This is a genomic window from Albibacterium bauzanense, from assembly GCF_004339765.1.
GTDB lineage: Bacteria > Bacteroidota > Bacteroidia > Sphingobacteriales > Sphingobacteriaceae > Albibacterium > Albibacterium bauzanense.
Window position 1 is genome coordinate 156,064 of the sequence record NZ_SMGO01000002.1, and the last position, 26,678, is coordinate 182,741.

Annotated in this window: 27 protein-coding genes; 15 read left to right on the forward strand and 12 right to left on the reverse strand. The window is 37.8% G+C overall.

Annotation, left to right across the window (positions count from 1 at the left end):
• On the reverse strand, positions 1-516 hold the full coding sequence (locus C8N28_RS06500; RefSeq protein ID WP_132222815.1) for a DinB family protein: 516 nt from the start codon (positions 514-516) through the stop codon (positions 1-3).
• Positions 497-1,732, reverse strand: coding sequence for a sensor histidine kinase (locus C8N28_RS06505; RefSeq protein WP_132222817.1), 1,236 nt, complete (start codon positions 1,730-1,732; stop codon positions 497-499). The genes C8N28_RS06500 and C8N28_RS06505 overlap by 20 nt, the downstream gene beginning before the upstream one ends.
• 87 nt (positions 1,733-1,819) lie before the next feature.
• On the opposite strand from C8N28_RS06505, the gene gltX reads away from it, so the two are divergent.
• A complete protein-coding gene (gene gltX, locus C8N28_RS06510) occupies positions 1,820-3,346 on the forward strand; it encodes a glutamate--tRNA ligase (RefSeq protein WP_132222819.1) in 1,527 nt (508 codons plus the stop codon).
• A 3-nt stretch (positions 3,347-3,349) separates the two neighbouring features.
• Positions 3,350-3,922 carry a nitroreductase family protein gene (locus C8N28_RS06515; RefSeq protein WP_132222821.1) on the forward strand — a complete coding sequence of 191 codons (573 nt, stop codon included), beginning with the start codon at positions 3,350-3,352 and terminating at the stop codon, positions 3,920-3,922.
• A 10-nt stretch (positions 3,923-3,932) separates the two neighbouring features.
• Here C8N28_RS06515 and C8N28_RS06520 read toward each other — a convergent pair whose 3' ends face one another.
• Genes C8N28_RS06520 through C8N28_RS06530 form a run of 3 tightly spaced genes read right to left on the reverse strand, consistent with a single transcriptional unit; the run spans position 3,933 to position 6,032 of the window.
• Positions 3,933-4,577: a peptidase associated/transthyretin-like domain-containing protein gene (locus tag C8N28_RS06520; protein WP_132222823.1), complete on the reverse strand. Its 645-nt coding sequence runs from the start codon at positions 4,575-4,577 to the stop codon at positions 3,933-3,935.
• Between the two features lie 51 nt (positions 4,578-4,628).
• Positions 4,629-4,907, reverse strand: a complete 279-nt coding sequence (locus tag C8N28_RS06525) for a NifU family protein (RefSeq protein WP_132222825.1) — start codon at positions 4,905-4,907, stop codon at positions 4,629-4,631.
• A 51-nt stretch (positions 4,908-4,958) separates the two neighbouring features.
• Positions 4,959-6,032, reverse strand: a complete 1,074-nt coding sequence (locus C8N28_RS06530) for an Mrp/NBP35 family ATP-binding protein (protein ID WP_132222827.1) — start codon at positions 6,030-6,032, stop codon at positions 4,959-4,961.
• Positions 6,033-6,085: 53 nt separating this feature from the next.
• Here C8N28_RS06530 and C8N28_RS06535 point away from each other — a divergent pair, with 53 nt between their 5' ends.
• From C8N28_RS06535 to C8N28_RS06550, 4 genes are read left to right on the forward strand one after another with little or no spacing between them, the layout of a single operon-like run.
• A complete protein-coding gene (locus tag C8N28_RS06535) occupies positions 6,086-8,206 on the forward strand; it encodes a transglycosylase domain-containing protein (RefSeq protein WP_246012767.1) in 2,121 nt (706 codons plus the stop codon).
• A gap of 3 nt (positions 8,207-8,209) precedes the next feature.
• The gene (gene hpt, locus C8N28_RS06540; protein WP_132222829.1) at positions 8,210-8,743 is read left to right on the forward strand and encodes a hypoxanthine phosphoribosyltransferase; all 534 of its coding nucleotides are present in this window, start codon (positions 8,210-8,212) and stop codon (positions 8,741-8,743) included.
• A 41-nt stretch (positions 8,744-8,784) separates the two neighbouring features.
• Positions 8,785-9,462: a phosphatidylserine decarboxylase family protein gene (locus C8N28_RS06545; protein WP_132222831.1), complete on the forward strand. Its 678-nt coding sequence runs from the start codon at positions 8,785-8,787 to the stop codon at positions 9,460-9,462.
• Between the two features lie 10 nt (positions 9,463-9,472).
• Positions 9,473-10,498: a sensor histidine kinase gene (locus C8N28_RS06550; RefSeq protein WP_132222833.1), complete on the forward strand. Its 1,026-nt coding sequence runs from the start codon at positions 9,473-9,475 to the stop codon at positions 10,496-10,498.
• Position 10,499: 1 nt separating this feature from the next.
• On the opposite strand, the gene C8N28_RS06555 is transcribed toward C8N28_RS06550, so the two are convergent.
• Positions 10,500-11,135 carry a hypothetical protein gene (locus C8N28_RS06555; protein ID WP_132222835.1) on the reverse strand — a complete coding sequence of 212 codons (636 nt, stop codon included), beginning with the start codon at positions 11,133-11,135 and terminating at the stop codon, positions 10,500-10,502.
• Complete coding sequence (locus C8N28_RS06560; RefSeq protein ID WP_132222837.1) at positions 11,128-11,700, reverse strand: RNA polymerase sigma factor; 573 nt, start codon at positions 11,698-11,700, stop codon at positions 11,128-11,130. Before C8N28_RS06560 ends, C8N28_RS06555 begins: the two co-directional genes overlap by 8 nt.
• An 88-nt stretch (positions 11,701-11,788) precedes the next feature.
• Between C8N28_RS06560 and C8N28_RS06565 the strand changes: the two genes are divergently transcribed.
• The 5 genes from C8N28_RS06565 (at position 11,789) to C8N28_RS13780 (ending at position 15,709) form a co-directional block, all read left to right on the forward strand.
• Complete coding sequence (locus tag C8N28_RS06565) at positions 11,789-12,271, forward strand: hypothetical protein (protein WP_132222839.1); 483 nt, start codon at positions 11,789-11,791, stop codon at positions 12,269-12,271.
• Complete coding sequence (locus tag C8N28_RS06570; protein ID WP_132222841.1) at positions 12,258-13,355, forward strand: Nif3-like dinuclear metal center hexameric protein; 1,098 nt, start codon at positions 12,258-12,260, stop codon at positions 13,353-13,355. Before C8N28_RS06565 ends, C8N28_RS06570 begins: the two co-directional genes overlap by 14 nt.
• Positions 13,355-14,098, forward strand: coding sequence for a zinc ribbon domain-containing protein (locus tag C8N28_RS06575; RefSeq protein WP_132222843.1), 744 nt, complete (start codon positions 13,355-13,357; stop codon positions 14,096-14,098). The genes C8N28_RS06570 and C8N28_RS06575 overlap by 1 nt, the downstream gene beginning before the upstream one ends.
• A 41-nt stretch (positions 14,099-14,139) precedes the next feature.
• On the forward strand, positions 14,140-15,396 hold the full coding sequence (gene pepT / locus C8N28_RS06580; protein WP_132222845.1) for a peptidase T: 1,257 nt from the start codon (positions 14,140-14,142) through the stop codon (positions 15,394-15,396).
• Between the two features lie 130 nt (positions 15,397-15,526).
• Entirely contained in the window at positions 15,527-15,709 is a 183-nt protein-coding gene (locus tag C8N28_RS13780) for a hypothetical protein (RefSeq protein WP_165870307.1), read from the forward strand.
• A gap of 79 nt (positions 15,710-15,788) precedes the next feature.
• Here the strand turns inward: C8N28_RS13780 and C8N28_RS06585 are convergent, their stop codons facing one another.
• From C8N28_RS06585 to C8N28_RS06600, 4 genes are all read right to left on the reverse strand, one after another.
• Positions 15,789-16,559, reverse strand: coding sequence for a succinate dehydrogenase/fumarate reductase iron-sulfur subunit (locus C8N28_RS06585; RefSeq protein WP_221410213.1), 771 nt, complete (start codon positions 16,557-16,559; stop codon positions 15,789-15,791).
• Between the two features lie 55 nt (positions 16,560-16,614).
• Positions 16,615-18,546, reverse strand: coding sequence for a fumarate reductase/succinate dehydrogenase flavoprotein subunit (locus C8N28_RS06590; RefSeq protein ID WP_132222849.1), 1,932 nt, complete (start codon positions 18,544-18,546; stop codon positions 16,615-16,617).
• A gap of 29 nt (positions 18,547-18,575) precedes the next feature.
• Positions 18,576-19,355, reverse strand: coding sequence for a succinate dehydrogenase cytochrome b subunit (locus tag C8N28_RS06595; protein WP_132222851.1), 780 nt, complete (start codon positions 19,353-19,355; stop codon positions 18,576-18,578).
• Between the two features lie 159 nt (positions 19,356-19,514).
• The gene (locus tag C8N28_RS06600; protein WP_132222853.1) at positions 19,515-21,053 is read right to left on the reverse strand and encodes a Do family serine endopeptidase; all 1,539 of its coding nucleotides are present in this window, start codon (positions 21,051-21,053) and stop codon (positions 19,515-19,517) included.
• A 197-nt stretch (positions 21,054-21,250) separates the two neighbouring features.
• Here C8N28_RS06600 and dapF point away from each other — a divergent pair, with 197 nt between their 5' ends.
• From dapF to C8N28_RS06615, 3 genes are all read left to right on the forward strand, one after another.
• The gene (gene dapF, locus C8N28_RS06605; RefSeq protein ID WP_132222855.1) at positions 21,251-22,042 is read left to right on the forward strand and encodes a diaminopimelate epimerase; all 792 of its coding nucleotides are present in this window, start codon (positions 21,251-21,253) and stop codon (positions 22,040-22,042) included.
• A 64-nt stretch (positions 22,043-22,106) separates the two neighbouring features.
• A complete protein-coding gene (locus tag C8N28_RS06610; RefSeq protein WP_132222857.1) occupies positions 22,107-23,039 on the forward strand; it encodes a lamin tail domain-containing protein in 933 nt (310 codons plus the stop codon).
• A 41-nt stretch (positions 23,040-23,080) separates the two neighbouring features.
• Positions 23,081-23,803 carry a YebC/PmpR family DNA-binding transcriptional regulator gene (locus C8N28_RS06615; RefSeq protein WP_132222859.1) on the forward strand — a complete coding sequence of 241 codons (723 nt, stop codon included), beginning with the start codon at positions 23,081-23,083 and terminating at the stop codon, positions 23,801-23,803.
• Positions 23,804-23,811: 8 nt separating this feature from the next.
• On the opposite strand, the gene trhO is transcribed toward C8N28_RS06615, so the two are convergent.
• A complete protein-coding gene (gene trhO, locus C8N28_RS06620) occupies positions 23,812-24,750 on the reverse strand; it encodes an oxygen-dependent tRNA uridine(34) hydroxylase TrhO (RefSeq protein WP_394345262.1) in 939 nt (312 codons plus the stop codon).
• A gap of 86 nt (positions 24,751-24,836) precedes the next feature.
• Here trhO and C8N28_RS06625 point away from each other — a divergent pair, with 86 nt between their 5' ends.
• A complete protein-coding gene (locus C8N28_RS06625; protein WP_132222861.1) occupies positions 24,837-26,654 on the forward strand; it encodes a DUF4153 domain-containing protein in 1,818 nt (605 codons plus the stop codon).
• Positions 26,655-26,678: the final 24 nt, after the last annotated feature.

The window sequence follows — 26,678 nt, forward strand, 5'->3', positions numbered from 1 at the left end:
TTAAATATCATTCAAATAGCGATCCTGGATAATGCTTCGATGATGAGCCAGATGACCTGCAATTACATAAACAAGTGCACGGACACTAACTAAACGATCATTCGCTAAACCACTTCTCAACAACTCATTCGTATTGAAAGATTCGATTAGCATCAGATTAGATTTACGTAATAAAGTAAATTCTTCCGAATAATGTTCTAAACTATAATCGTTGAAGTGAGCATTTTGAACAAAGGTTTCTTCATCGTAGCCCGGCAAGGACTGAGTATCATTGCGCGCAAAGCGTAATGCACGATAGGCCATTATTCGCTCAGTATCAATGACATGACCAACGACTTCTTTGATGGTCCATTTCCCCTCAGCATAGGCATATTCTGCTTTTTCAGGAGGGATACTTGCTAGGAAAGCTGGAAAAGAGATCAACTGTTCTTTTAAAACATCCTTAGGATCTTTATTCACTACTTCAATATACGGTTCCCATGAGACAGGGTATTCATCAGATTTTAGCGGGTTCATAAACTAAGCTGCTTTTTAATATAATTCTAAAGGTTGTACCTTTTCCTATTTCGGAATCTTTAACAAAGACCTGACCGTTATGGTAATTTTCTACCATTCTTTTTGTGAGAGAAAGTCCAAGCCCCCATCCACGTTTCCGGGTTGTAAAACCCGGCTGAAAAACTGCATCAAACATAGAACGTGGAATTCCTCTTCCATTGTCACTAATGTCGATAAAAATCTGTTCTCTAACAATATTCTCTTCAATTCTGACCTCTATTTTTCCTGTCGAGTCTATTGCATTGGTAGCATTTTTCATGATGTTCTCTAATACCCAATCGAACAAGGGAACATTTAACATAGCCTCCACATGTTTATCTCCGGAAACCACGAACTCTATTTTATCACTCACTCTTATTTTAAAGTAATTAACAAAGTCTTTTATAACATCATATAAGTTATGTGGCTCTAAAACAGGCTTAGATCCAATCTTAGAAAACCGATCAGCGACGACTTCCAAACGTTTAACATCCTGCCCCATTTCATCAATTAATGGATCATCTTCTGCATTAAACTTAGCTTTAATGAGTTCTACCCATGCCATTAGGGAGGAGATTGGTGTCCCGAGTTGATGGGCAGCTTCTTTTGCCATACCTAACCAGACCTGGTTCTGTTCAGATTTTCTGATGGAGTTAAAAACGGTATAGGCTATCACCAGAAAAATAGCAATTAACGAAAGCTGAACATAGGGAAAAATGCGCAGCTGCGTCAATAAAGCAGAATCTTTATAATAGATATACCAGGACTCACCATTGTAGAGATCAACAATAATAGGTGGATGCTGCTCTTTCATGATCTTTAGCTGCCGATTGAAATAAGCGGGATCATACTTAGGCATAGGAGTGCCCTCCATCACAATTTCATTCTGGAAACTGATATTGGTACGTGAAGTGTCTAAGCCCTTCCAATAAAAGATGCTATCTCTTGCGTCAGCGATAATGGCAGGCATTGCCAAGCTATCGCGTATTGCATAAATAAAAGTTGTGAATTCGTCATTAACATCGGGCATATCAAAAATATTGCGTGTACTCATTGCCCATACTTCTGCTTTTGTACGCTCAGCAGCCGATAGATTCTTTACCAGATAATTGGTATAAATTAAAGAAGTACCGGCTATGATTGCAGCAAAAATTAAGAGGGCGAATTTCCAACGTTGATTATTCTGATAGGGATTCATGACAAATAATTTTAGCCAAAATACATATTTCTATCAAAACATAAACGAATAAGCGCAAGCTCGCTTTCAAATATTTATCTTTGCCGAATGGTTGATGATAAAAAAGTTCGGGTGCGCTTTGCACCGAGCCCTACTGGTGGCTTACATTTAGGCGGTGTTCGCACGGCTTTGTTTAATTATTTGTTTGCAAAAAAACACAATGGCGATTTTATTCTTCGCATTGAGGACACAGATCAAACACGTTTTGTAGCTGGAGCAGAAGAATATATTATTGAATGTTTAAGCTGGTGTGGGATTTTACCACAAGAAAGTCCGCAAAACCCCGGTGAGTTTGGACCGTACCGTCAGAGTGAGCGGAAAGCATCTTATCGTGCGTATGCTGAGAGATTAGTTGAAGATGGCAATGCCTATTATGCATTCGACACGCCAGAAGAATTAAATGCTGAACGCAATAAAACCCCTAACTTTACTTACGGGCATAAAACCCGCTCAAGTATGCGGAATTCATTAAGCCTTCCGGAAGATGAGGTGCGCTCTTTACTTGAGAATAATACTCCGCATGTTATTCGTCTTAAAGTTCCTGAAGATGAAACGATAAGTTTCAGCGATATGATTCGTGGCCAGGTAAGTTTTGAGACCAATATTGTAGATGATAAAATACTTTTAAAGGCAGATAACATGCCTACTTATCATTTAGCAGTGGTAGTTGATGATCATAAAATGCAGATCAGCCATATTTTCAGAGGTGAAGAATGGCTTCCTTCAGCTCCTATTCACATTTTACTATGGGAATATCTGGGCTGGAAAAAGGAAATGCCCCAGTGGGCACATTTACCATTGATCTTAAAGCCTGATGGACATGGTAAGTTAAGTAAACGCGATGGTGACCGATTAGGTTTTCCGGTTTTTGCAATGAACTGGACAGACCCAGCTTCGGGGGAGCTAATTAAAGGTTTCAGGGAAATGGGATTTCTTCCAGAAGCATTTGTAAATATGCTGGCTCTTTTGGGATGGAATGATGGTTCTGATCAAGAACTATTCTCACTAGAAGAACTGGTAGAAAAATTCTCTATAGAGAGGATCAACAACTCTGGCGCAAAGTTCGATTTTGAAAAAGCTAAATGGTTTAACCATGAGTGGATCAAAAAATCTGATATTGAAGAATTAAGACCTTATTTTACTGCAGTCCTGGCAGAACATCAAATCTTTCAAGTAGAGAATCATTATCTGGATATCGTTATAAATTTAGTGAAAGAAAGATTGATGCTTTTAACAGACTTCTGGGATCAGGCTTCTTTCTTCTTTAAAGAGCCAGAAACATATGACCTGGCTTCTGTGTTACCAAAATGGACTGTAGAAAAAACTTCATTCTTTACTGATATTATTGAGAAGTTTGAGGGTTATGAACCCTGGAATTCTGAAGGTATAGAAAGTCTTTATAAGCTTGCAATACAAGCAAGTGGGTTAAAAATGGGAGAGCTGATGCTTCCATTTAGGATTATGTTAGTAGGAGGCAAATTTGGCCCTCATATTTTTGATATTGCCGCAACCTTAGGGAAAGAGGAAAGTATAAAACGAATTAAAAAAGGATTATCAGCTATTTTAGCCCAATAAGATATGAGTGAGTTAAAGACAACGGTTCAGGAGTTAATTAAATATCGTAGAAGTGTTTTTCCTAAAAACTACATCGATAAACCGATCCCTAAAGAAATTCTGCTAGAGCTGCTTAAATGTGCTGTTCAGGCGCCTACCCATAAACTAACCCAACCCTGGAAGTTTACTGTATTTACCGGTGAGGGTTTAGTTAAACTGGCTGATGAACTAAAAAAACAATATAAGAAAAGCGTCTCTAAGGACGATTATAGCAAGAAAAAAGGCGAATCTATTCGGGAAAAGGTATTACAGTCTGGAGCAGTAATTGCCATTTGTCTAAGTGAAAGTGGCAAAATACCTAAATGGGAAGAGCTTGCTGCTGTCGCGTCTGCTGTGCAAAACTTAGCACTAGCAGCCTCTGCAGAAGATATCGGATCGTATTGGAGCAGCTCAAAGATAATTGATGACCTTAATTCATTTCTCAACTTATCTAAGAATGAGAGTTGCATTGGTCTGTTCTATATGGGCTACCATAAGGAAAAAAGATCATTAGGAAAACGCTCTCCTCTTAAAGAGAAAGTAACCTGGATAGAATAAGAATACAAAGCTAATTACTCTCTTTTCCTTTGGAAATCTGATCAATAAATTTTGCCCAGGCAAAAGGATTCAGCAATGGATTTGCATAGCGTTGGTTAATATTCTTATTAACCATGTTTAAATGGCTGCTTACTGCATTATAATTCTGTATCTCGGCAGCACTTCGAGGTGCCTCACGAGCCATGGCTAGCAAACTTTCTCTGCTAAGATTACGCTTTGCTAAAAGATAATCATCATCTGCAACGTCTAAAGCAAGAAAAGCTAAATTAAACTCTTCAACACTTGCCCAAGGAAGAACGACCACTACAGGGAGATTGGTTATGCTTGCCTGCATTTTAATAATCTCGCTATAACGATTGTCTTTTGATTCAGGAATAACAATTTGTGTAGTCCGATATCCAATTGCACTAAATTCAATGGTATCTCTTTCGCGAGCCACAAATGAGAAGTAGCCCTGATGATTGGATGCAAAGAATTGATTCTTATAAGAGATATTTTTGATAGACACGAAAGGAACAACGACCGTGGAAGAGTCTGCATTTTGAATAATACCAGTAAATTGCACTAATTTATTCGTGGTATCCTCCTGGGCATACGCACCCATAGAAATACCAAAAAATAGGACAATTACTATTGCTCTTAAACAAAATCTCATAGACACAAAACTATCAAATTATAGGATTGGCTCAGGTTAAAAAATGTTAAATCAAGCCTGCCTAAAAGGCATCGTTGCATTGGGATCAGAAAAATCTGTAAGGTTAACAGCCTCTACAGCTGTAACTTCTGGGACTGCTTTCTTGATTGCCTGTTCCAAACCTGCTTTAAAAGTCATAATACTCATAGAACACGAAGCACATGCACCTATTAGGCGAAGTTTCACAACATTGTCCTCCGTAATTTCCTCGATAGCAACATTCCCCCCATCTGTCTCTAGAAAAGGCCGCATACTATCTAATGCCTGCTCTACTCTTTCCTTTAATTCCATAACCAACATCTTTAAATGTAAAGATACTAAAATATCTAGCCTTCCGAAAACTTATGCTTTCAGAAAGCTTGCTTCATTTAGAATCGATAATTGTTGTGCAACCTTACTTGCAATTTCCATAAAAATCTTACCTACAATTGAATCATCATCCATTACAGCAGGAACACCAATATCTCCCGAGTCACTAATACTCTTAACGAGTGGAATTTCTCCTAAAAGAGGCACTTCAAACCGCTCAGACAAATACTTTCCTCCTCCTTTTCCAAAAATATAATATTTATTATCAGGTAATTCTGCAGGTGTAAAATAAGCCATGTTCTCAATAATGCCTAAAAGAGGAATATTGATAGAATCCATTAAAAACATTCCTATACCTTTTGTTGCATCGGCAACGGCTACATTCTGAGGGGTAGAAACGACCACCGCACCGGTTATCGGGTAACCCTGTGCAATGGTAATATGAATATCGCCTGTACCAGGAGGAAGATCCACGATAAGATAATCCAATTCGCCCCAATCTGCATCGTTAAAAAGCTGCTTTACAGCTGAACTTGCCATAGGGCCGCGCCATGGAACGGGTTGATTCGGATCAGTAAAGAAGCCAATAGAAAGTAGCTTTAAGCCCCATTTCTCAATAGGAACAATTTTCTGTTTTCCATCTGCACCTAATACAGTGCCTGGCTTCATTCCTTCTAAACCAAACATAATTGGTAATGAAGGACCGTATATATCTGCGTCGATTAATCCTGTTTTTGCTCCTTGAATACTTAAAGCCAATGCCAAATTGCAAGCAACCGTTGATTTACCTACACCGCCCTTACCTGACGATACTAAAATTATATGTTTAACATTGGGTAACTGACTGTTCTTAGGTGCCACGACACGCGATGTCATATTAATTTTAACCTCAATATCTTTGGAAACAAAATGAGTTATGGCATTCCGGCAAGCGTTTTCAAGATGATCTTTCATCGGACAAGCAGGGGTTGTTAACTCCACACTGAAACTTAACGTATCAGGGGTTATTTCTATATCTTTAATCATATTAAGGGTAACCAGATCTTTCTTGAAATCAGGATCCTCAACATAACTTAAAGCTTTTAAAACTTGTTCTTTCGTAATCATTACACGCCCTCTATTATTTTTGTTTTCAAATTTAAGAAATAAGGCTCATAATCTTGAAAAACAACAGATTTTACGGATATTTACAGAATATTCTACATTCAATTAACATTAAGACAGCAGAGATCAAACAATTGGACACTTTAATTTCCTTTTTCAGGAGGATACCGAAAAGATACTACAAGATAGCTGGTATTGTGGCAGGCTCCTTTATTGTGTTATTGACGGTTATTTCAATTATCGTTATCAATAAAAGAGATCCTCTGCTGAAAAGCGCTATCTTAAGAGCACAGGAAAAGGCCAATCAGGAATATCAGATAGACCTAAGCATTGGCAAGGCTTATTTCTCAGGATTGAGCGAGGTAACTCTTGAGAATGTAAAAGTGGTTCCACAAAAGGCAGATCAATTAGCATCCATACAAACATTAACTGTTAGCATTAAAATACTTCCCCTGCTCTTTGGAAATACAAAGATTGCAGACTTAGGCCTGGAAAATGCTTCCATTACTTTTGTTAAAAAAGACAGTATCAGTAATTACGATTTCATATTTCGCAAGAAGGACAGCACTGAAACTTCGACCAACAAGGAGCCACTCAACCTGGCAAATGTTGCAGATAGAATGATTCATCAGGTGTTATTCAAGATACCTGATAATATGAAACTCAGAAATTTTGTGGTTAGCTATCAGGATGATAGTTTGCAACAAAGTTTAACAGTACCTGCTGCAGATATCGATGATGGTGAATTAACATCAACTATTCTGGTAAACCAGAATCAAGCAACCTGGTATCTGAACGGAGACCTTAAACCGAATAAGAATAATTTATTCTTTCAGCTTACTGCAAAGGAGAAGAAAGTTGAATTCCCTCTGCTGGAAAAGAAATATGGCCTTAAATTGAATTTCGATACCCTTGAAGCACATTTAAAGAAAGTTAAATGGAATAATGGAAAAGAAGATTTCCAGATAAGTGCCAGCGGCAGGGTTGTCAACCTCTTAGTAAATCATTGGCGAATAGCTTCTAATAATGTGATTGTACCGAATGGATCAATTGATGCTGAAGTAATTATTGGTAAAGATTATATTGAGCTTGATAAAAACTCACAAGCAACGATTGCCAAGGTTACTGCAAAGCCTTATGCAAGATTTTCACTAAGTCCTAATAAGACCATTGCTTTGGGTTTAGAAGTTCCGGAAACGAAGGCTCAAGATGTCTTTGACTCATTTCCGGCAGGTTTGTTTGAATCGTTAGAAGGAATCAAAGTAAGTGGCACAATGAAATACAGTGCAGACTTCTTCTTAGATACAAAGAATCCAGATAGTGTTAAACTTCACTCCGCACTTCAAGAAAGCGGTTTCAAAATAAATGCATTTGGAAAAACAGACTTCTCCAAAATAAACTCACAATTTGTTTATACTCCCTATGAAGATGGGAAACCTGTTAGGGATATTATTGTAGGTCCGGATAATCCAAACTTTACCCCCCTAAATCAAATCTCCCCACTTTTAAGAAACGCTGTTCTTACTGCAGAAGACCCTTTGTTTTTCAGCCATGAGGGCTTTGAAGAAAGGTCTATTCGTGCCTCAATAGCTACTAATTTTAAAGAAAAAGCATTTAAACGGGGGGGTAGTACTATTTCTATGCAATTGGTGAAAAACGTGTTTTTAGATCGCGAAAAAACGATAGCCAGAAAGGTAGAAGAGATGTTGATTGTATGGCTGATTGAGCATAATAAGATTGTTAGCAAGCAGCGAATGCTGGAAGTTTATCTAAATGTAATTGAATGGGGAAGAAATGTTTATGGCATATCTGAGGCATCTCAAAACTATTTCTTGAAGAAACCTTCTGAGTTGGATTTAGGTGAGAGCATCTTTTTGGCCAGTATTGTACCAAGCCCTAAAAATGGGATCTATCGTTTTAATGAATATGGTGGTCTTAAACCTTTTTTAGCAAGCTATTTCCGGCTAATTGGATCGCTAATGGCAAATGATGGTATTGTAACACGCGACTCCACACAAACCTATGGTTTTTATTCTGTAAGTTTACGAAATGCAGTACTTCCTACGCACAGTGTTCCTGACACCATCAGCCAGGATATTAACAAGGAAGATTTAGAGCGTGAAATAAAAGAAGCAGAACAACTTCTTCAAGATCTCTTTGGAACCAAAATCAATTAAAAGATGAGACTTAATATTGATAAAAAGGAATTTGGATTAATCATAGAGCACGATCAGATAAAAAAAAGAATACGGCTCATTGGTACACAGATTAATGTTGCCTATGAAAAGCAAGTTCCTGTTTTTATCGGTGTCTTAAATGGGTCTTTTATGTTTATGGCAGACCTGATGAAAGAAATTGATATTGCAGCTGAGATCTGTTTTATTAAGCTAGCTTCTTATGAGGGAGAAACTAGAAAAGATGAAGTACAAGAAATTATCGGATTATGTGTTGATATTAAAGATAGAGAGGTTGTTATCATCGAAGATATTATTGATACCGGGAATACGCTCAATTACTTATTAAAACGAATAAAAGAAAAAGAACCCGCATCCATTTCTATATGTACCCTTTTGTTAAAGCCGAAAAAGCTTCAGCATCAATTTAAGAATATTGCTTACGTAGGATTCGAAATACCCGATGATTTCGTAGTAGGCTATGGAATGGATTATAATGGCCTGGGAAGAAACTTAAAAGATATTTATAAAGCGTATTGAGTAGTTCAGCTTATTATTATCTTTGCTCAAAATAACATAACATGACCATACATAAGGAAGGATATACATCTATAGCCATTTGTGTTTTATTTATATTTGTGCTTAATGCGCTTGTTCATTACTATGCCCCAAATAATGGGATATTGACCTGGTCGGTTTACCTTTTATCTGCCTTCCTTTTTATTACTGTACTTCAATTCTTTAGAAGTCCGAAACTGACCGTTACTCAAAATGATTTTTATATCTTAAGTCCTGCCGATGGAAAGGTAGTTGTTATTGAAGAAACCGAGGAAACGGAATATTTTAATGAGAAACGCATCCAGGTTTCAGTATTCATGTCGCCTGTTAATGTTCACAGCAACCGCAGCCCTATTTCCGGCATTATTACTTATTTCAAATATCATCCTGGTAAATATTTAATGGCATGGAACCCAAAGTCTTCAACTTTAAACGAACGTACAACGATTGTTGTTAAGAATAAAGGTGTAGAAATACTTTTCAGACAGATCGCCGGAGCTCTTGCCCGACGTATTGTTTGGTATGTAGACGAAGGTAAAACAGTAAGCCAGGGCGAAGAATTCGGCTTTATAAAATTCGGTTCCCGAGTAGATGTATTTTTACCCTTAGGAACTAAGATCAACGTTAAACTTGGCGACAAGGTTCAAGGCGGAAAAACAGTATTGGGCGAGTTTATAAAAGTCGAAGCATCTGCTAAATAAACATCAGGCAATGAAATTCAGATCGTTAATAATCTTAAATGCCGTACTGGTTTCACTTGCTATCGCATTGGTAAACTTCTATTTCCAACGCGATGTTTTCTATCTGATTATAACCTTCATAAGTTCATTAATTATCAGCTTTTGCTTTTTCTATTTTTTAATGGAACGCTATATCTATAGCAAGATTAAAATCATTTATAAATTGATTCATCATTTAAAACTAGGAAAAGATTTAAAGGATAATTTAGGAGAACAAATAAGTAGAGACCCGATAGGCGATGTACAGAAAGAGGTTAGAGAATGGGCAATTGATAAAAAAGAAGAGATTGATGCATTGAAGAATCAAGAGAAATTCCGTCGCGAATTCCTTTCTAATATTTCACATGAATTTAAAACACCTCTTTTCACTATTCAAGGCTATATTGATGCCTTACAGGATGGTTTAATTGAAGAAGACCCGCTTTTAGCAAACAGCTTTTTAAACAAAGCCGCTAATAATCTGGACCGATTAAGCTATCTGATCAAAGACATTGATGAAATTTCTAAATTAGAAAGTGGGGAACTTCCCATTAACTTTCAGCAATTCGATATTATATTGCTCATTAATGAAGTTCTGGAATCCTTGGAGCTTAAAGCACAAAAACACAAAATCAAACTGGTATTTAAAGATAAACTAAAGGGTCATACCATGGTATTTGCTGATCGAGAGAAAATACGCCAGGTATTGATCAACCTGATCTCTAACTCTATTAAATACGGTAATGAAGATGGGAAAACTACCGTTCGTATATTTGAACTACATGACCAAATTTTAGTGGAGGTAGCCGACAATGGTATTGGTATTGATGAGAAAAACCTGCCGAGAATCTTTGAAAGATTTTTCAGAACAGAGAAAAGCAGAGCGCGAGAAATTGGAGGATCCGGCCTGGGATTATCTATCGTTAAACATATTATGGAGGCTCACCAGCAAACCATTTCTGTACGCAGTAAAGAAGGTGTTGGCAGTACCTTTGGTTTTACACTTGAAAAGAAGTAGTTTAAAACTTAATCTTTAGCTCCCCAGATTCACCTTCCCATAGAGGGCCTTCCTGTAACAGCCTGATCAACTCTTGTGATGTCTGTAAGTTACTCGAAGAAATGATTTTGACATTCTGTGGTTGATTATCTTTTACTTCAAAGTATAAACTTACTTCTTCTCCCTCACCTATCTTTACTCCATTTACACTCAGATAGTCATTGAAACTTACCCAGCCATCCTTTGGCACGATGGAGCCACTTACAAGTGTAGCATTGGCTTTATCCTGTATATGCACCTCCATGCCAATCTGAGACCCTTTGTTAGCTGAGTTCGATACTTGCGGAGTATTAGTCATCCAAAACAACACTCCAATAACGATTAGCATAACACCAGCCACACTGGCAACCGTTAACCGTTGAGCAGTAAAATAAAATCTATTCTTTTCTGTTTGTTGAGCTTCTATCCTGCTTTCTAATTGCTGCTGAAGAAGACTTAACTGCTTATGATTGATGTTCTTAGTAAGACGAAAACCTTCTATAGCATCATGAAGCATCGCATCTTCCAGAGCATCGCGCTCTAATTGATGCATATCTTTGGCACTTAACCTGCCCTCTAAATATTGTTGAATATATAATATATCGTATTGTTTACTCATAGGTTTTATCCATGCAAATTTTTAAATTCCGTTTACCATTTTGAATATAGCTTTTTACCTGATTCATGCTAAAGTTTGTAATCTCTGAGATCTCTTTATAGCACTTCTCTTCCAGGTAAAATAAACGAACGCATACCCTTTGTTCTTCATTTAATTGCTCAATACAATTCTCCATCTTTTGGAGCTGTTCTTCATGGTCATTCTCACTGCTATCTGGATGCAAAAATGCTTCGCTTTCCATAAAACTTTCATCAAATAGAACTTCAGGTTGTTTACCTGTAGCCCGAAGCTGCATTAAACAATGATTGCGTGCAACTGTATACAACCATGCCTTAAAATTCTCAACACGGTGAACCCGTAACTTCTTAATCAAAGATTCAAAGATCTGCATAACGGCATCTTCACTCTTAGTCGTATCCTTCAGGTATTTTAGGCAAAGTCCGAATATTAAAAACATGTAAGGCTCATAGAGCTTGCCTAAAACTTCTAAATCTCCAGTTTCATAAAACTCTTTAAGCCAGGCAGCTTCTTGTTTGGCACTTTGACTTTCTTTATTTATTTTCATTTTTGGCTATAACAAGTATAACCATTTTATTGTTCAATTAAGCACAGCCTTTCTCCATTTGTTGGTTTTTTAATGTAATTTCGTAACGATGGAATACAATGGAATAACATTTACCGAAGATATGATTTGGGCCCTGGCAATAACCATGGTTATTTACTATACGGTCCTTGCATTTTATTGCCATACATTAAAAAGGACTTTAGACCTCATAGCCGAAGGAAACAGATTTCTTAAGCCTAAATTAGCATGGCTGGCTATGATTCCGATTTTTAATATCTACTGGAATTTTGTAATTGCATCTCGCATGTCAGATTCGCTTACCAACGAATTTTACGATCGCAAAATACCCGAAGAAGAATATCCCGGAAAAGTCACTGGAACCACCTATGCTATTTTAATAGCCTTAGCTAACTTCCCCGTTTCTCAAGGGCTTTCAGTATTCACTGGATTATTCTCTCTCTATTTCTTTATCAGGTACTGGATTAAGATTGATAATTTTCGTGTACTCTTAAAAGAGCACAACCGCTATCTTATGTTACAAAAGGAATCAAATGAGCATGAAACTACTTGAAATCACATCTTTTCTAGAGAACTTTGCACCATTAGAATGGCAGGAAGATTATGATAATTCAGGTCTGATTGTAGGCAGGCCAGATCAGGAAATTAATCAGGCTCTGATTTCTTTAGATTGCACTGAAGCTGTGATTGATGAGGCAATTCAATCTAATTGCAACTTAATTATCTCTCATCATCCCATTGTATTTAAAGGAATGAAACGCTTCAATGATGCCAGCTATATCGAACGTGTAATTTCCAAAGCTATTAAACATGGCATCGCATTATATGCTATCCACACGAATCTGGACAACATACAACTTGGCGTAAACCAGCAGATCATGAATCGCTTAGGCATTCAAAAACCTTTAATACTTTCACCCAAAGAAGGGGTTCTTAAAAAACTGTCCGTATTTGTACCAAATACCCATGCTGCACAAGTACGAAATGCTTTATTTGCTGCCGGAGCAGGAAATATTGGCAATTATTCCGAATGCAGCTTTAATATCGATGGAACGGGTACCTTCTTCCCAAAAGAGAATGCTAATCCATCGCTTGGAGAAATCGGCATTCGTGAAGAGGCCAAAGAAACTTCAATTGAAGTTATATATCCAAAGCACCTGGAGCGAAGTATATTGATCGCCATGTTTGAAAGCCACCCTTATGAAGAAGTAGCCTATAATATCTATTCTCTCTCAAATACCTATCAGGAAATAGGTTCTGGCATGGTCGGCAATTTATCAGAGGCATTATCAGCAGATGATTTTCTCGCTTATCTAAAGGAGAAAATGCAAGTTTCTGTTATTCGTCATACTCAGAAATTGAAGAAAAATATCCAACGTGTTGCTGTTTGTGGCGGCGCCGGAAGCTTCCTATTGAGACAAGCAATTCGTGCTGGAGCTGACGCTTTCATTTCAGCCGACTTTAAGTATCATGAGTTTTTTGATGCAGAAAATAAAATAATGATTGCAGATATCGGACATTTTGAAAGTGAGCAATTTACACAACATTTATTGTTGGAAAAAATCCGAAATAAATTCCCTAACTTTGCAATCCGAATAACAATTGAGAATACGAACCCCATAAAATATTATTTTTAATGGAAAAAACTGTAGAGCAGAAGTTACAAGCATTGTGGAACCTGCAAACCATTCATACACAAATAGATAAAATTCATCAAGTTCGTGGCGAACTTCCTATCGAAGTAGCTGATCTTGAGGATGAAGTAGCTGGCCTGGAAACTCGTATTGAGAAAATACGAACTGAGCTTGATAGCTTAGAGGATACGATTGTTAATCGTAAAAATCAGATTAAGGATGCTCAAGCTGCCATCAAAAAATATGAAACTCAACTTGGTGATGTAAAGAACAACCGTGAATACGATGCTATTACAAAAGAAGTTGAGATACAAGGTTTAGAAATACAAGTTCAGGAAAAGAAGATCCGCGAGCTCGAATACGAAATCACGACCAAAACTTCTAAATACGAGAAAGCCCAAGCTGATATCGAAGAACGTAAAAAAGATCTGGCTGTAAAGAAAGAAGAGCTAGCTAATATTACCGGTGAAACTGAAAAGGAAGAACAGAACCTATTAGCAAAAGCAGAAAAAGCCGAGAAGAAAATTGAAGAAAGATTATTGATAGCTTACCAGCGTTTACGCAAAAATGCGAAGAACGGTCTGGCTGTAGTAACCATTGATCGTGATTCTTGTTCAGGTTGTTTTAATCAAATTCCACCACAAAGACAACTTGATATCCGTCAACGTAAAAAGATCATTGTCTGCGAACATTGTGGCAGAATCTTAGTCGACGAAGAATTTACACACGAATCAACTAACGCATAACAAAAAAACCCACGCAAGCGTGGGTTTTTTGCTGAATAGCTATGAGCATACAAATTAATACACAAGAATTTGAAGTCACTGAACATTTCCTTCAATATGTTCAAATCGACACGCAATCTGATCCCTATTCTGAAAGTTTTCCTTCCACTGAGAAACAAAAGGATCTTGCCAATCTTTTATTAAAGCAATTGCTTGAACTAGGAATAAAAGATGCACACCTTGATGAGCATGGTTATGTTTTTGCAACAATCCCGTCTAATACAGACAAAAAAGTTCCGACAATTTGTTTCTGCGCACACATGGACACCTCTCCAGATTGCAGTGGATTCAATGTTAAACCTATCATTCATAAAAACTATCAAGGGGAAGATCTAATATTACCAGATGACCCGAAGCAAATAATCAAAGAAAGTGAACATCCTGACTTAACAAAACAGCATGGCAACGATATTATCACTGCCAGTGGAACAACTCTGCTAGGAGCAGACAATAAGGCTGGAGTTGCGGCTATTATGGATGCTGCAAGGCTATTATTAAAGCACCCTGAAATCAAACATGGTGATATCCGAATTCTATTCACCCCTGATGAAGAAGTTGGGCGAGGAGTTGAGAAACTGGATATGAAAAAACTCGCTGCCGATTTTGGTTATACAGTAGATGGGGAAACTTTAGGTTCTATCGAGAACGAAACCTTCTCTGCAGATGAAGTAATCATTCGTATTCAAGGAATAAGCATTCACCCTGGTTTTGCCAAAGGCAAGATGCTGAACGCCTTGAAGGTTGCAGGAAAGCTTCTTGATTCGTTACCAAAAGATCGTTTATCACCAGAAACAACATCAGAAAGAGAAGGCTTTATTCACCCAGTTGCTATTCAGGGTACAGTAGAAGAAGTAACTCTTCACTTCATTATTCGCGATTTCAATGACGATAAATTAAAGGATCACGAAGCAGAACTAAAGAACATAACTGAAACAGTTATTGCAGCCTATCCAGGGTGCACCTATGAGTTTATCGTCCATGAACAATACCGCAATATGAAAAACGTTCTCAAGGATTTTCCAAAGGTAACGGAGATTGGGATAGAAGCGTTGGAAAGACTAGGAATTAATCCCATTCTTCGCAGTATCCGGGGCGGAACAGATGGATCCAGACTATCTTTCATGGGTTTACCTTGTCCTAATATCTTTGCAGGAGAACATGCCTTTCATGGAAAGCAAGAATGGGTATCAGTTCAAGATATGCAAAAAGCTGTGTTAACTATTATGATGATTGCAAAGATCTGGGAAGAAAAGGCATAACATTTTCTTAGTGAGAAAACTCGAACGAAAAACATTAATCGACACGAAAATATATATAAAAAATATTTGAGATTATCAATTCCATATTGTAGATTTGTCGCTTAATCTATTAAGAAAATAGAACAATACCATGAAACGCTTATTTTTAAATATCTCACCTTATCTATTACTTCTAGTTCCGATATTTATCGCTTTAGGAGTTTTATTAGTTTATTCTGATGTGGCATTAATTGAGCAAGAAACTTCTTTAAATGTTTCATTCATTAAAGTACCGAATTTTAACATTATGCAGTCTATCTGCAGCCTCTTCTAGTAAGAGTTATAAAAAGATTATAAACGAATAAAGCTCCGAAAATCGGAGCTTTATTCGTTTATAACAAGAAGGTTATTACTTAGTGAACTTCCACCTCTTTAATAATCTTCGCGCCTAAGTATTCTCTGTTTAATGTAGCAATATTTGATAAGCTAATTCCTACCGGACATTCAGCTTCGCACGCACCAGTATTAGTACAAGATCCAAAACCTTCTTTATCCATTTGATCTACCATAGCCTGAGCTCTTTCCTTACGTTCTGCTTGTCCTTGAGGCAATACAGCGAACTGAGCTACCTTAGCACCCACAAATAGCATAGCAGATGAATTCTTACAAGCTGCAACACAAGCTCCACAACCAATACAAGTTGCTGAATTAAAAGCTTCGTCAGCCTTAACCTTCGGAATTGGAATAATGTTCGCATCCGGCGTTCCACCTGTATTTACCGAAATATATCCTCCAGCTTGTTGAATACGATCAAAAGCGCTACGATCAACCGCTAAATCCTTTAATACAGGAAATGCTGCTGCTCTCCAAGGCTCTATAACAATTGTTTGTCCATCATGAAAACTTCTCATATGGAGCTGGCAGGTGGTTATCTGCTCTTTCGGACCATGCGGCCGACCATTTATATATAAAGAGCACATTCCACATATTCCTTCACGACAATCGTGATCAAAATAAATTGGATCTTCTCCTTTACGAGTTATTTCATCATTTACAACGTCGAGCATTTCAAGAAAAGACATATCCTCAGAGATATCCTTCGCCTCATAAGTATGAAACTTACCACGAGTATTCTCATTTTTTTGACGCCAAACTTTAAGCGTTAAATTCATATTTCCACTCATTTTATTTATAGATTTGAGATGTTAGGGGAAAGATTACAGATCTTTGAACTCACACCTATTTATAACTACGTTGTGTTAATACAACATTTTCAAATTTCAACTCCTCTTTGTGTAATTCTTCTGGTGCATTTTCATGATACTGCCATGCAGAAACAAAAGAAAATTCTTCATCATCACGTTTCGCCTCGCCCTCTTCTGTCTGGCTCTCTACCCGGAAGTGTCCTCCGCAAGATTCCCTGCGATTAAACGCATCATCAACCATCAATTCTGCAAGTTCAATAAAATCAGCAACTCTTCCGGCTTTCTCAAGCGACTGGTTTAGCTCCTCATTTTCACCCAATACTGTTACATCTGCCCAGAACTCTTTTCTTAATTCCTGAATCAATCCCTTCGCTTTGGTCAATCCCTCTGCAGAACGCGCCATACCGCAGTATTCCCACATAATATGACCTAATTTCTTATGAATATCATCAACCGTTTGTTTTCCTTTAAGGCCTAATAACGTGTTAACTTTTGATTCAACTTCAGAACGCGTTTTTTCAAAATTCGGATGATTAGCATCTACCGGACCAAATCCTAATTTTGCTAAATAATCACCTACAGTGTATGGAATAACAAAATATCCGTCTGCAAGTCCTTGCATCAAAGCAGATGCACCCAAACGATTCGCACCATGGTCAGAGAAATTACATTCTCCTAAAGCATATAAACCAGGCACTGTAGTCATTAAGTTATAATCAACCCATAAACCACCCATTGTATAATGGACAGCCGGATAAATCCGCATCGGTTGCTTATAAGGATTCTCATCCGTAATCTGCATATACATATCAAAAAGATTACCATACTTTGCACGTACAGCATCTTCACCCAAACGAGCGATAGCGTCTTTAAAATCTAAATATACAGCCACTCCTGATTTACCAACACCTCTACCTTCATCCACCATTTCCTTAGCATTTCTAGAAGCAACGTCACGAGGAACCAGGTTACCGAAAGAAGGATACTTACGTTCCAAGTAGTAATCTCTGTCTTCTTCCCTAATATCGGCTACCTTAATCTCACCTTTACGTAGGCGCTGAGCCATTTCTACTGTTTTTGGAACCCAAACACGACCATCATTTCTCAACGATTCCGACATCAATGTCAACTTCGATTGATGATCTCCCGTAACCGGGATACAAGTAGGGTGAATTTGAGTATAGCAAGGATTCGCGAAGAAAGCTCCACGTTTATGCGCCCGCCAAGCAGCAGTCACATTACAACCCATTGCATTAGTCGATAAGAAAAACACATTTCCATATCCACCTGTACATAAAATAACAGCATGTGCTGCATGCGATTCAATTGCACCGGTTACCAAATCACGTGTAATAATTCCACGTGCCTGGCCATCAATGGTAACTAAATCCAACATTTCATGCCTTGTATAGCTTTGAACTGTTCCTTTTTTAATCTGACGATTTAAAGCAGAATATGCTCCTAAAAGTAATTGTTGTCCTGTTTGACCACGAGCGTAAAATGTTCTTGATACCTGCGCTCCACCAAAAGAACGATTATCTAATAAACCACCATACTCACGTGCAAAGGGAACACCCTGCGCCACACACTGATCAATAATATTAGATGAAACTTCAGCTAAGCGATATGTATTAGCTTCTCTTGAGCGGTAATCTCCTCCTTTAATCGTATCATAAAACAAGCGGTAAACGCTATCTCCATCGTTTGGATAATTCTTAGAAGCGTTGATACCACCTTGAGCAGCAATAGAGTGAGCTCTACGTGCACTATCCTGGTAGCAAAAAGTCTTAACATTATATCCTAATTCTGCTAAAGAAGCAGCAGCAGAAGAACCAGCCAATCCGGTTCCAACTACAATAATATTATATTTCCGTTTATTTGCTGGATTTACAAGTTTCAGATTGAACTTATGGTTCGTCCATTTTTCAGCCAATGGGCCTTCGGGTACTTTAGAATCTAAAATCATTTTGAATATTTTATTTTCAGCATTAAATGCTAACTATTAACAACAAAAAAGGAATATAGAGGCATAGCAGCAAACAACAAAGGAATCAGTATACCAAATATCCAGAAACCTATTGCCCGAATAAGCGGAGCATAGCGATTATGGTCAAATCCTAAAGTCTGGAAAGCAGATTTAAATCCATGCGCCAGGTGAAAACCTAATGCAACCATCGCTAACACATAAAAGACTACCAGATACCAGCTTTGAAAAGAAAAGTTTACTTCTTTATATAAATCCTTTGCGATCATGATCTCAGAACCATCCTCAATATATTTCACGAAATCATGAAATTCGGCCGCAGGAATATCACGAACGGAAGTTTCACCGGTCTGAATATTTGTGGTATATTCTACATAAGGAACATCTCCCCAATGATATTGATACCAGAAATTACTCATGTGAGTTACCAGGAAAATAAGAATAATGGTACCTAAAAGGCCCATATTCCGTGAATTCCAAGTGCTATTTGCTGCACCGTTATAAGATGCATATGCAATTGGCCTTGCCTTTCTATTACGATAGGTAATAATCAAAGAATAAAGTGCATGCACAATGAAAGTTGCATAAAGCAAATAAGAAATAGCTTTGATTGGTGCAAAGTGGGTCATAAAATAGGCATATTCATTAAATGCCAGACCTCCGTCACTCTTAAATAATTGCAAATTCCCAACCAGGTGTACTACGAGGAATAAACTTAAAAATATCCCTGTCAAACTCATGATTAGCTTCTTCCCGATCGTGGAAGAAAATAATTGATTGAAACGACTCATTTTTATGGCTTGTTTTTAATAATGGTAAACAAAATTATCCATTTGATTCCACATAGCTAAGGTTTTATCAAAAATAAATCAATTTAGAATAATTCTAAGCAATAAACAAAAAAAGTCGTACTTAAGCAAGTACGACTTTAAAAACAAAAACTAATTAATTTATTTTGTAGGGAAGGTCATTTCTACACGACCACCATCAGGAGAAACCCCTTTAATATTAATCATTGAAGAATTTGATTTACTCAAAGCATTCTCAATCTGTTCAATATTATTAACAGCTACACCATTAATGCTGGTAATGATTAATCCACGAGGAACACCATATTGAGAAAACAATCCATCTCTCCTTACATCAGAAACTACAACTCCGGAAGATATACCCAGTTCTTTTTTACGATCAGCAGGTATGGTACTAAATCCTGCTCCAAGATCATTATATAATTGAGTAGAGCTCTTACTTGCTGTAGTACTTGTCGGCATAGAGGTTGCAGCATCTTGCAAAGTAACAGTTGTTTTATGCTCTTTGCCATCACGTAGATACGTTAATTCAACTTTATCACCAGGCCCCATTCTTCCAACACGTTCTTGTAAAACAGAAGATGCAGTAATTACGCGTCCATCAATCTTGGTAATGATATCACCCTTTTTAATTCCAGCTTTCTCAGCTCCACCATTAACAACTACATCCTGAACATATAGACCGTTATATTCACTAATGTCCAGGCTTTTCGCTACATCTGGGTCAAGCTCAGTAAACGTTATACCAACAAAGCCACGTTTAACCTTTCCAAATTCTTTAAAATCATTCGCAATCTTCTTCACTAAGTTTACAGGAATAGCAAAACCATAGCCTGCGTAGTATCCGGTTTGAGATGCAATAGCAGCATTGATACCAATCAACTCACCATTTGAGTTAACCAAAGCACCACCACTATTTCCACGGTTAATTACAGCATCGGTCTGAATAAAAGACTCAATGGCTGCGCTCACTGGCACTTCATCCGGATTTTCATAATATTGTTGCTGACGCTCTTCTTGTCCTAATAAATTTAAAGCACGACCTTTAGCACTAACAATACCGGCTGTTACGGTTGATTCTAATCCTAGCGGATAACCTACCGCTAAAACCCATTCACCGATATTCACAGCGTCTGAATCACCCAATTTCACAATTGGCAATGGAGAAGAAGCACTAACTTTCAATAATGCTAAATCCGTATTCGGATCCCGTCCAATCAATTTCGCTTCAAACACACGTTTATCAGTTAATTTAACTTCAATCTTAGAAGCATTTTCTACAACGTGATTATTCGTTACAATATATCCATCCGTAGAAATTATGACGCCAGATCCAGATGCACGAGTTGGTTGTGCTTGTTGTTGACGACCTCTCGGTGTTCCAAAGAACTCTTGAAACATATCAAATGGGCTCGGCTGTCCTTGTCTGCCTGTTGTTGAACTAGGCTCATAAGTAGTTACAATATGCACCACTGCCGGAGCAACTGCTGCACTCGCTTGTGTAAAATCAGGATTCCCCGTTGAGGAACTTATATTCGCCGGATTGTTTGCAAAATAAACTTTCTGGCTTTCCTCAAAACTCATCTTATTCAATTGCGTGTTCTCAAACAACTTATAACCGCCAATAGCAAGGAGCCCCCCAAGCATGGCAATTAAAAGTGTAAATCCAATTTTTTTCATATTCATATTATTAAGTATTTTTGTTTAAAAGAATCACCATAATATTGGGCTTCTTTTGAATAGATACAAATTTACTACCAAAGGCTACGAATTGCAAACGTAAAACAGGGCATTTCTGTTAAATAATGTTAAAGAAACGCACTTGGCATTTAAATTAAAAGACACCTATTCGATTAATTGTTTTAATTTTGATCATTATGAGTTTACATACATTCTATAAATACCAAGGTGCAGGAAATGACTTCATTATAATCGATAATCGCGACCTTAAATTTACAGAAAACAATCCACAAAAGATCGCTCAATTATGTGATCGCAGATTCGGTATTGGTGCCGATGGCCTCATGCTATTACAGAGTTCAAAAGGTTCCGATTTCGAGATGGTTTATTACAATGCCGATGGAAATATTGGCAGTATGTGCGGCAATGGAGGAAGGTGTATCGTCGCCTTTGCCAAAGACCAGGGTATTATTTCTGGCAACACTACCTTTCTGGCTGTCGATGGCATTCACGATGCTTCCATCGACCAGGCTGGCACCTGGGTTTCTTTAAAAATGAATGATGTAAACAACATTGATACCGATGGAGATGCCTATGTCCTTGACACAGGATCACCCCATTATGTAAAAATCGTATCCCATTTAGAAACACTGGATGTAGCAACTGAAGGAGCCTCCATCCGGAATCAGGACACCTATCGTAAAGCAGGCATTAACGTTAACTTCACGAGCCCGGAAGACAATGGCTATTTTGTCCGAACATTTGAACGTGGAGTAGAAGACGAAACTCTTGCCTGCGGTACCGGCGTAACAGCAGTTGCTTTAGCAATGGCGAAACACAATCAACAACAAGGCGACATTGAAACTCCCATTCGGGCATTAGGTGGAAATCTTCTGATTCGCTTTCATGCAAACAATAACCACTATTCAAATATATTTCTAGAAGGACCTGCAAAATTCGTTTTCAAAGGAACTATAGATCTTAGCTAAACCATTCGACAGTCCATTAGCTGTCGAATGATCTTTACCTTCAGCCTTAAGCTCAATCTATTTTATGGCAAAGGCACTTTTCCTGCTGTCTTTCTTAATCCTTTTATCAGGATGTAATAAGGATAAACTAAACACAGATCTTCCTCAGGCAGATAAACCAGCTGAATTTGCAAAAGTCCTGATCAGTGAAATTCTTGCCGATCCTAAAAAGGACGGGGTAGAATTCGTTGAAATCTACAATAATTCAACTGAAACAGTCGACCTCAGTTCCCTGCAACTAGCCAGCGTCAATGCATCTGGCAAAAGAAGCAAATTGCATCCGGTTGCCAACTCAAACACCTATATTTCTCCATTCTCCTACAAGCTCCTCAGCAAAAATTCAGAAAAAGTGCAAGCTCAATACCTACATCAGAGCAAAAACACATTCCACAACATGCCATCCTTTCCTGTTCTTACAAATACACAAGGTGCAGTTATCCTCTTCATGAATGAAGCAGCAATTGATAGCTTTCACTACACCCTGGCTATGCATAGCCCCTTTATAAAAAATGCAAAAGGTGTCTCTCTAGAACGAGTAAACTTCCATATACCTGGCCATATTAAAGGAAACTTCTTATCAGCTGCAGCAAGCAACGGTTATGCTACACCCGGCTATCAAAACTCACAGTCAGAAAACAAAGAAACAATCCCTAAGACCGTTTTTCTAAGTGAACAGGTTTTAAATCCGGCCCGAAATAAAACCTTAACAATCAATATTCTCCTTCCCACGGGCGGTAAAATGGCTAACATCCATATTTATAATGCAAAAGGTGTAGGCGTCCGCAATCTCGCAAAGAACCAACTCTTGGGAACAAAAGAGCAATTCGAATGGGATGGCAAAGGCGATAAGGCACAAGCCTTATCTACCGGGATCTATTATATCTATGCGGAAATATTTGACAGTAATGGTTTTTTGAAAACTTATAAGGAAAGCTGCATTCTAGCCAACAAAATTTGAAGCACATTCTATTTTATTTCCAAAAAGTATATATTTGCCACATGGGAAGAGCATTCGAATTTAGAAAAGAAAGAAAGTTTAAGCGTTGGTCCAAAATGGCTATTCAATTCACCCGCTTAGGGAAAGAAATTGCCATGGCAGTAAAAGAATCTGGCCCGCACCCGGAAACCAATTCACGCTTACGTACCGTAATCCAAAATGCGAAAGCGGTAAACATGCCCAAAGACCGAATAGAAGCAGCTATAAAAAGAGCTTCCGATAAAGACGCAAGTACATACGAAGAACATATTTACGAAGGTTATGCTCCTCATGGTGTTGCTATATTAATTGAAACAGCAACCGATAATATTAACAGAACTGTTGCCAATGTTCGCAGTTATTTAACAAAGGCTGGAGGTTCATTAGGAAAGACTGGCTCTCTCGACTTTATTTTCAATCGCAAATCCATGTTCCGCTTTAAAGCAGATGAAAACATTGATCTTGAAGAATTAGAACTGGAATTAATTGATGGCGGATTAGAAGAGCTTTACATCGAAGATGATGAAGATGGAAACGACATCGCTGTTGTTCAAACTTCTTTCGAAGACTTTGGAAACATGCAAAAGTTACTGGAATCAAAAGGCTTACAAGTTATTGCCAAATTAGAAAGAATCACCTTATCTACCACAGAAATATCCGAAGAAGATGCGGCCGACATTCTCAAATTGATCGATAAAATCGAGGAAGACGACGATGTTCAGGCTGTTTATCATAACATGGCATAGAAGAATTTCTATGCCTTCATTACCGGCTGAGGAACTTTAACATAGTAACCCGTCCCGTCATAAGGTCTTTTAAGTGGGTGCTCCTGACATTCAACAGAGCAGCAGCCTTCTAATTGTTCGCCACAAGCATCGCATTGATTAAAATGCTCATTACATTCCGGGTTAGCACAATTAATCATCTTGTTTGTCTTCGCACCGCAATTCCGGCAAGTAGCAATAACAGTAGGATTTACCGTATTAACATCTACTGCAACCCGGTTGTCAAATACATAACACTGGCCATCAAAATCTTTCCCCTCAGCTTCCTTCCCGTATTTAATAATGCCACCATGTAATTGATAAACATCTTTAAAGCCCTCCTTAAGCAACAAGGCAGATGCTTTTTCACATTTAATACCTCCGGTACAATAGGTTACTATCTTCTTATCTTTAAACTTAGCAAGTTCATTGATCTTAGACGGGAAGTCACGAAAGTTCTCAATATCCAGGGTAACTGCATTTTTGAAACGCCCTAACTGATGCTCATAATTAGAACGAACATCCAGGATCACAACATCTTCTGCGTCTTTCATCTCCAAAAACTCATTCGGCTCCAAATAAGTACCGGTTTGCTTATTCGGATTAATGACAGTCGGGTCTTTTAAACCTGAATGAACAATCTCTGATTTATAACGGCAATGCATTTTAATAAAAGAAGGCTCTTCAACATCATCGATCTTAAAATCTACTTTCGCAAAGCGTTCATCTGCATGAATAGCATCGATGTATTTCCTACAAGATTCTTTCGTGCCAGAAACTGTTCCATTCAAACCTTCATCAGCAACGATAATTCGTCCGACTAAGTTTAATGATTTACAAAATTCAAGGTGTTCTGCGGCAAATTCTTCTGCATTCACCAAAGGGCTGTAGCAATAGTACAGCAAGGTCTGATAGCTTGTTTTCATCATATCATTGATACCGCTGCAAACGGCGTTTAATGTTTTTTTTTCAAAGGTAGAAAAAATGAATTAAATTCACATTCAAGAAAAAGATTATGGTCAAGATCCCATCCTTATCAAGCTTATGGCAGAAAAGCAGAAATACACTTCTCCGCTTTCCGTTACAAACTCTTATCTGCCTGACAGCTATGTCAGTATGGATCTGGACAAACAATCATTCAGGTTCTGAGAATGAATATCAGTTCTACAAATTAATTGTATTATGCAACATAGCTTTTACACTTAGTTTGTCTGCCAATCTGTATGCGGAACAACAAAGATGGACACCGTTAAAAAGCATCGGACTGCAACTAGTGGCGCTTGTTTTATGTGCCGCTCTATTTCCACTTCTATCGCCTCAGCTATTTGAAGCCGACCTGTTTCGTTTACTTCTATTTATACTTGCCGGTCACCTTCTTGTTTCTTTTAGCGTTTATCCACGTTCTTCCAACATCCTCGATTTCTGGCATTTCAATAAAACTTTATTTCTTCGCTTTATCACTGCTTTCATATTTTCGGCAGTCTTATTCGCTGGCTTATCTGTTGCGCTTTTAACGATAGATGCACTTTTCAATTATAACATCAGCGACAATATTTATTTCAATCTCTTTATCTTTCTGGCAACAGTTTTTAACAGCCTGTTCTTCCTTGCCGGTGTTCCAGACAGCTCGGATAATAACACTCAAGATAAAAGCTACCCGAAAGTATTGAAGATCTTTACCCAATATGTGCTAATTCCTCTGTTGACCATTTACTTCGGAATACTGGTTGTTTATGAACTAAAAATTGCCATCAACTCTGAACTACCAAACGGAATGGTTTCCATTCTAATATTAGGTTATGCAGTATTCGGAATCCTTTCCTATCTTCTTATTTATCCCATAAGCAATGATTCCGGCAATGAATGGATGCGCCAATTTTCGAAGTTCTTCTTCTGGCTAATGCTCCCTTTATTACTCTTATTATTTGTAGCTATCTGGGTGCGTACCGATAATTACGGATTAACCGAAATGCGCTATTTTATTATCTTATTAGCAATCTGGCTATTGGCTCTGTGTCTTTACTTTATACTCCATAAGTCACCAAGTATCCAACTTATACCCATCAGTCTTTTTATACTGGCACTTTTATCAACTTATGGACCGCAGAGTCCTTTCAACCTATCCAAAAAGTCGCAACAAGCACGACTCCGGACATACATTCATCAACAAGATGAAAATGCCAATCGTGAGAAAACTTCTATTGTAAATTACCTGGTCAATTTTCACGGCTTAACTGCCTTACAAGAGTTCTCTTCTTCTAACTTAAGCAATATTCAAGAACAGATCGCCTTTAATACCGATTCGCTAAACAACAACAACTATTTAATTAAAAGCAAATTACGAGATACCGCATTCGCTATATTATCCATTGACCCCAATGCGGCCTTGCCCTACGATCAATACATTAGTTTCAATAATGCTGATAAAATTATTCCTATCAGCAGTTTCAACTACGCCTACTGGCTACAAAGTGGTTCAGATGAAGAACTGAATTCTCCGCTAGGAAAAATCAACATAGAAAACAATAAAGATCAATCCTTATTAATTAAGATTGGAGAACAAGACAGCGTGAGTTTCGATGTCAACCAGCTTGGAAAAGATATCAGAACTCACTACCAGCAACAAATAACAAACACTTCAGAGCCTAAATGGAATACTGATAAAAATAACAACGTTATAGTTCCTGCCGGGCAAATGAAATTATCTGCCAATAGCTCAAACTATAACGTTGAAATCAATATTCAAACCCTATTATCAACCCTATCAAATGATTCTACTGTACAAGAATATTCGATCTCTTTTACAGGCTACTTACTGATATCAAACAAATAAGCAGTCCTGAATTATATTATTAAA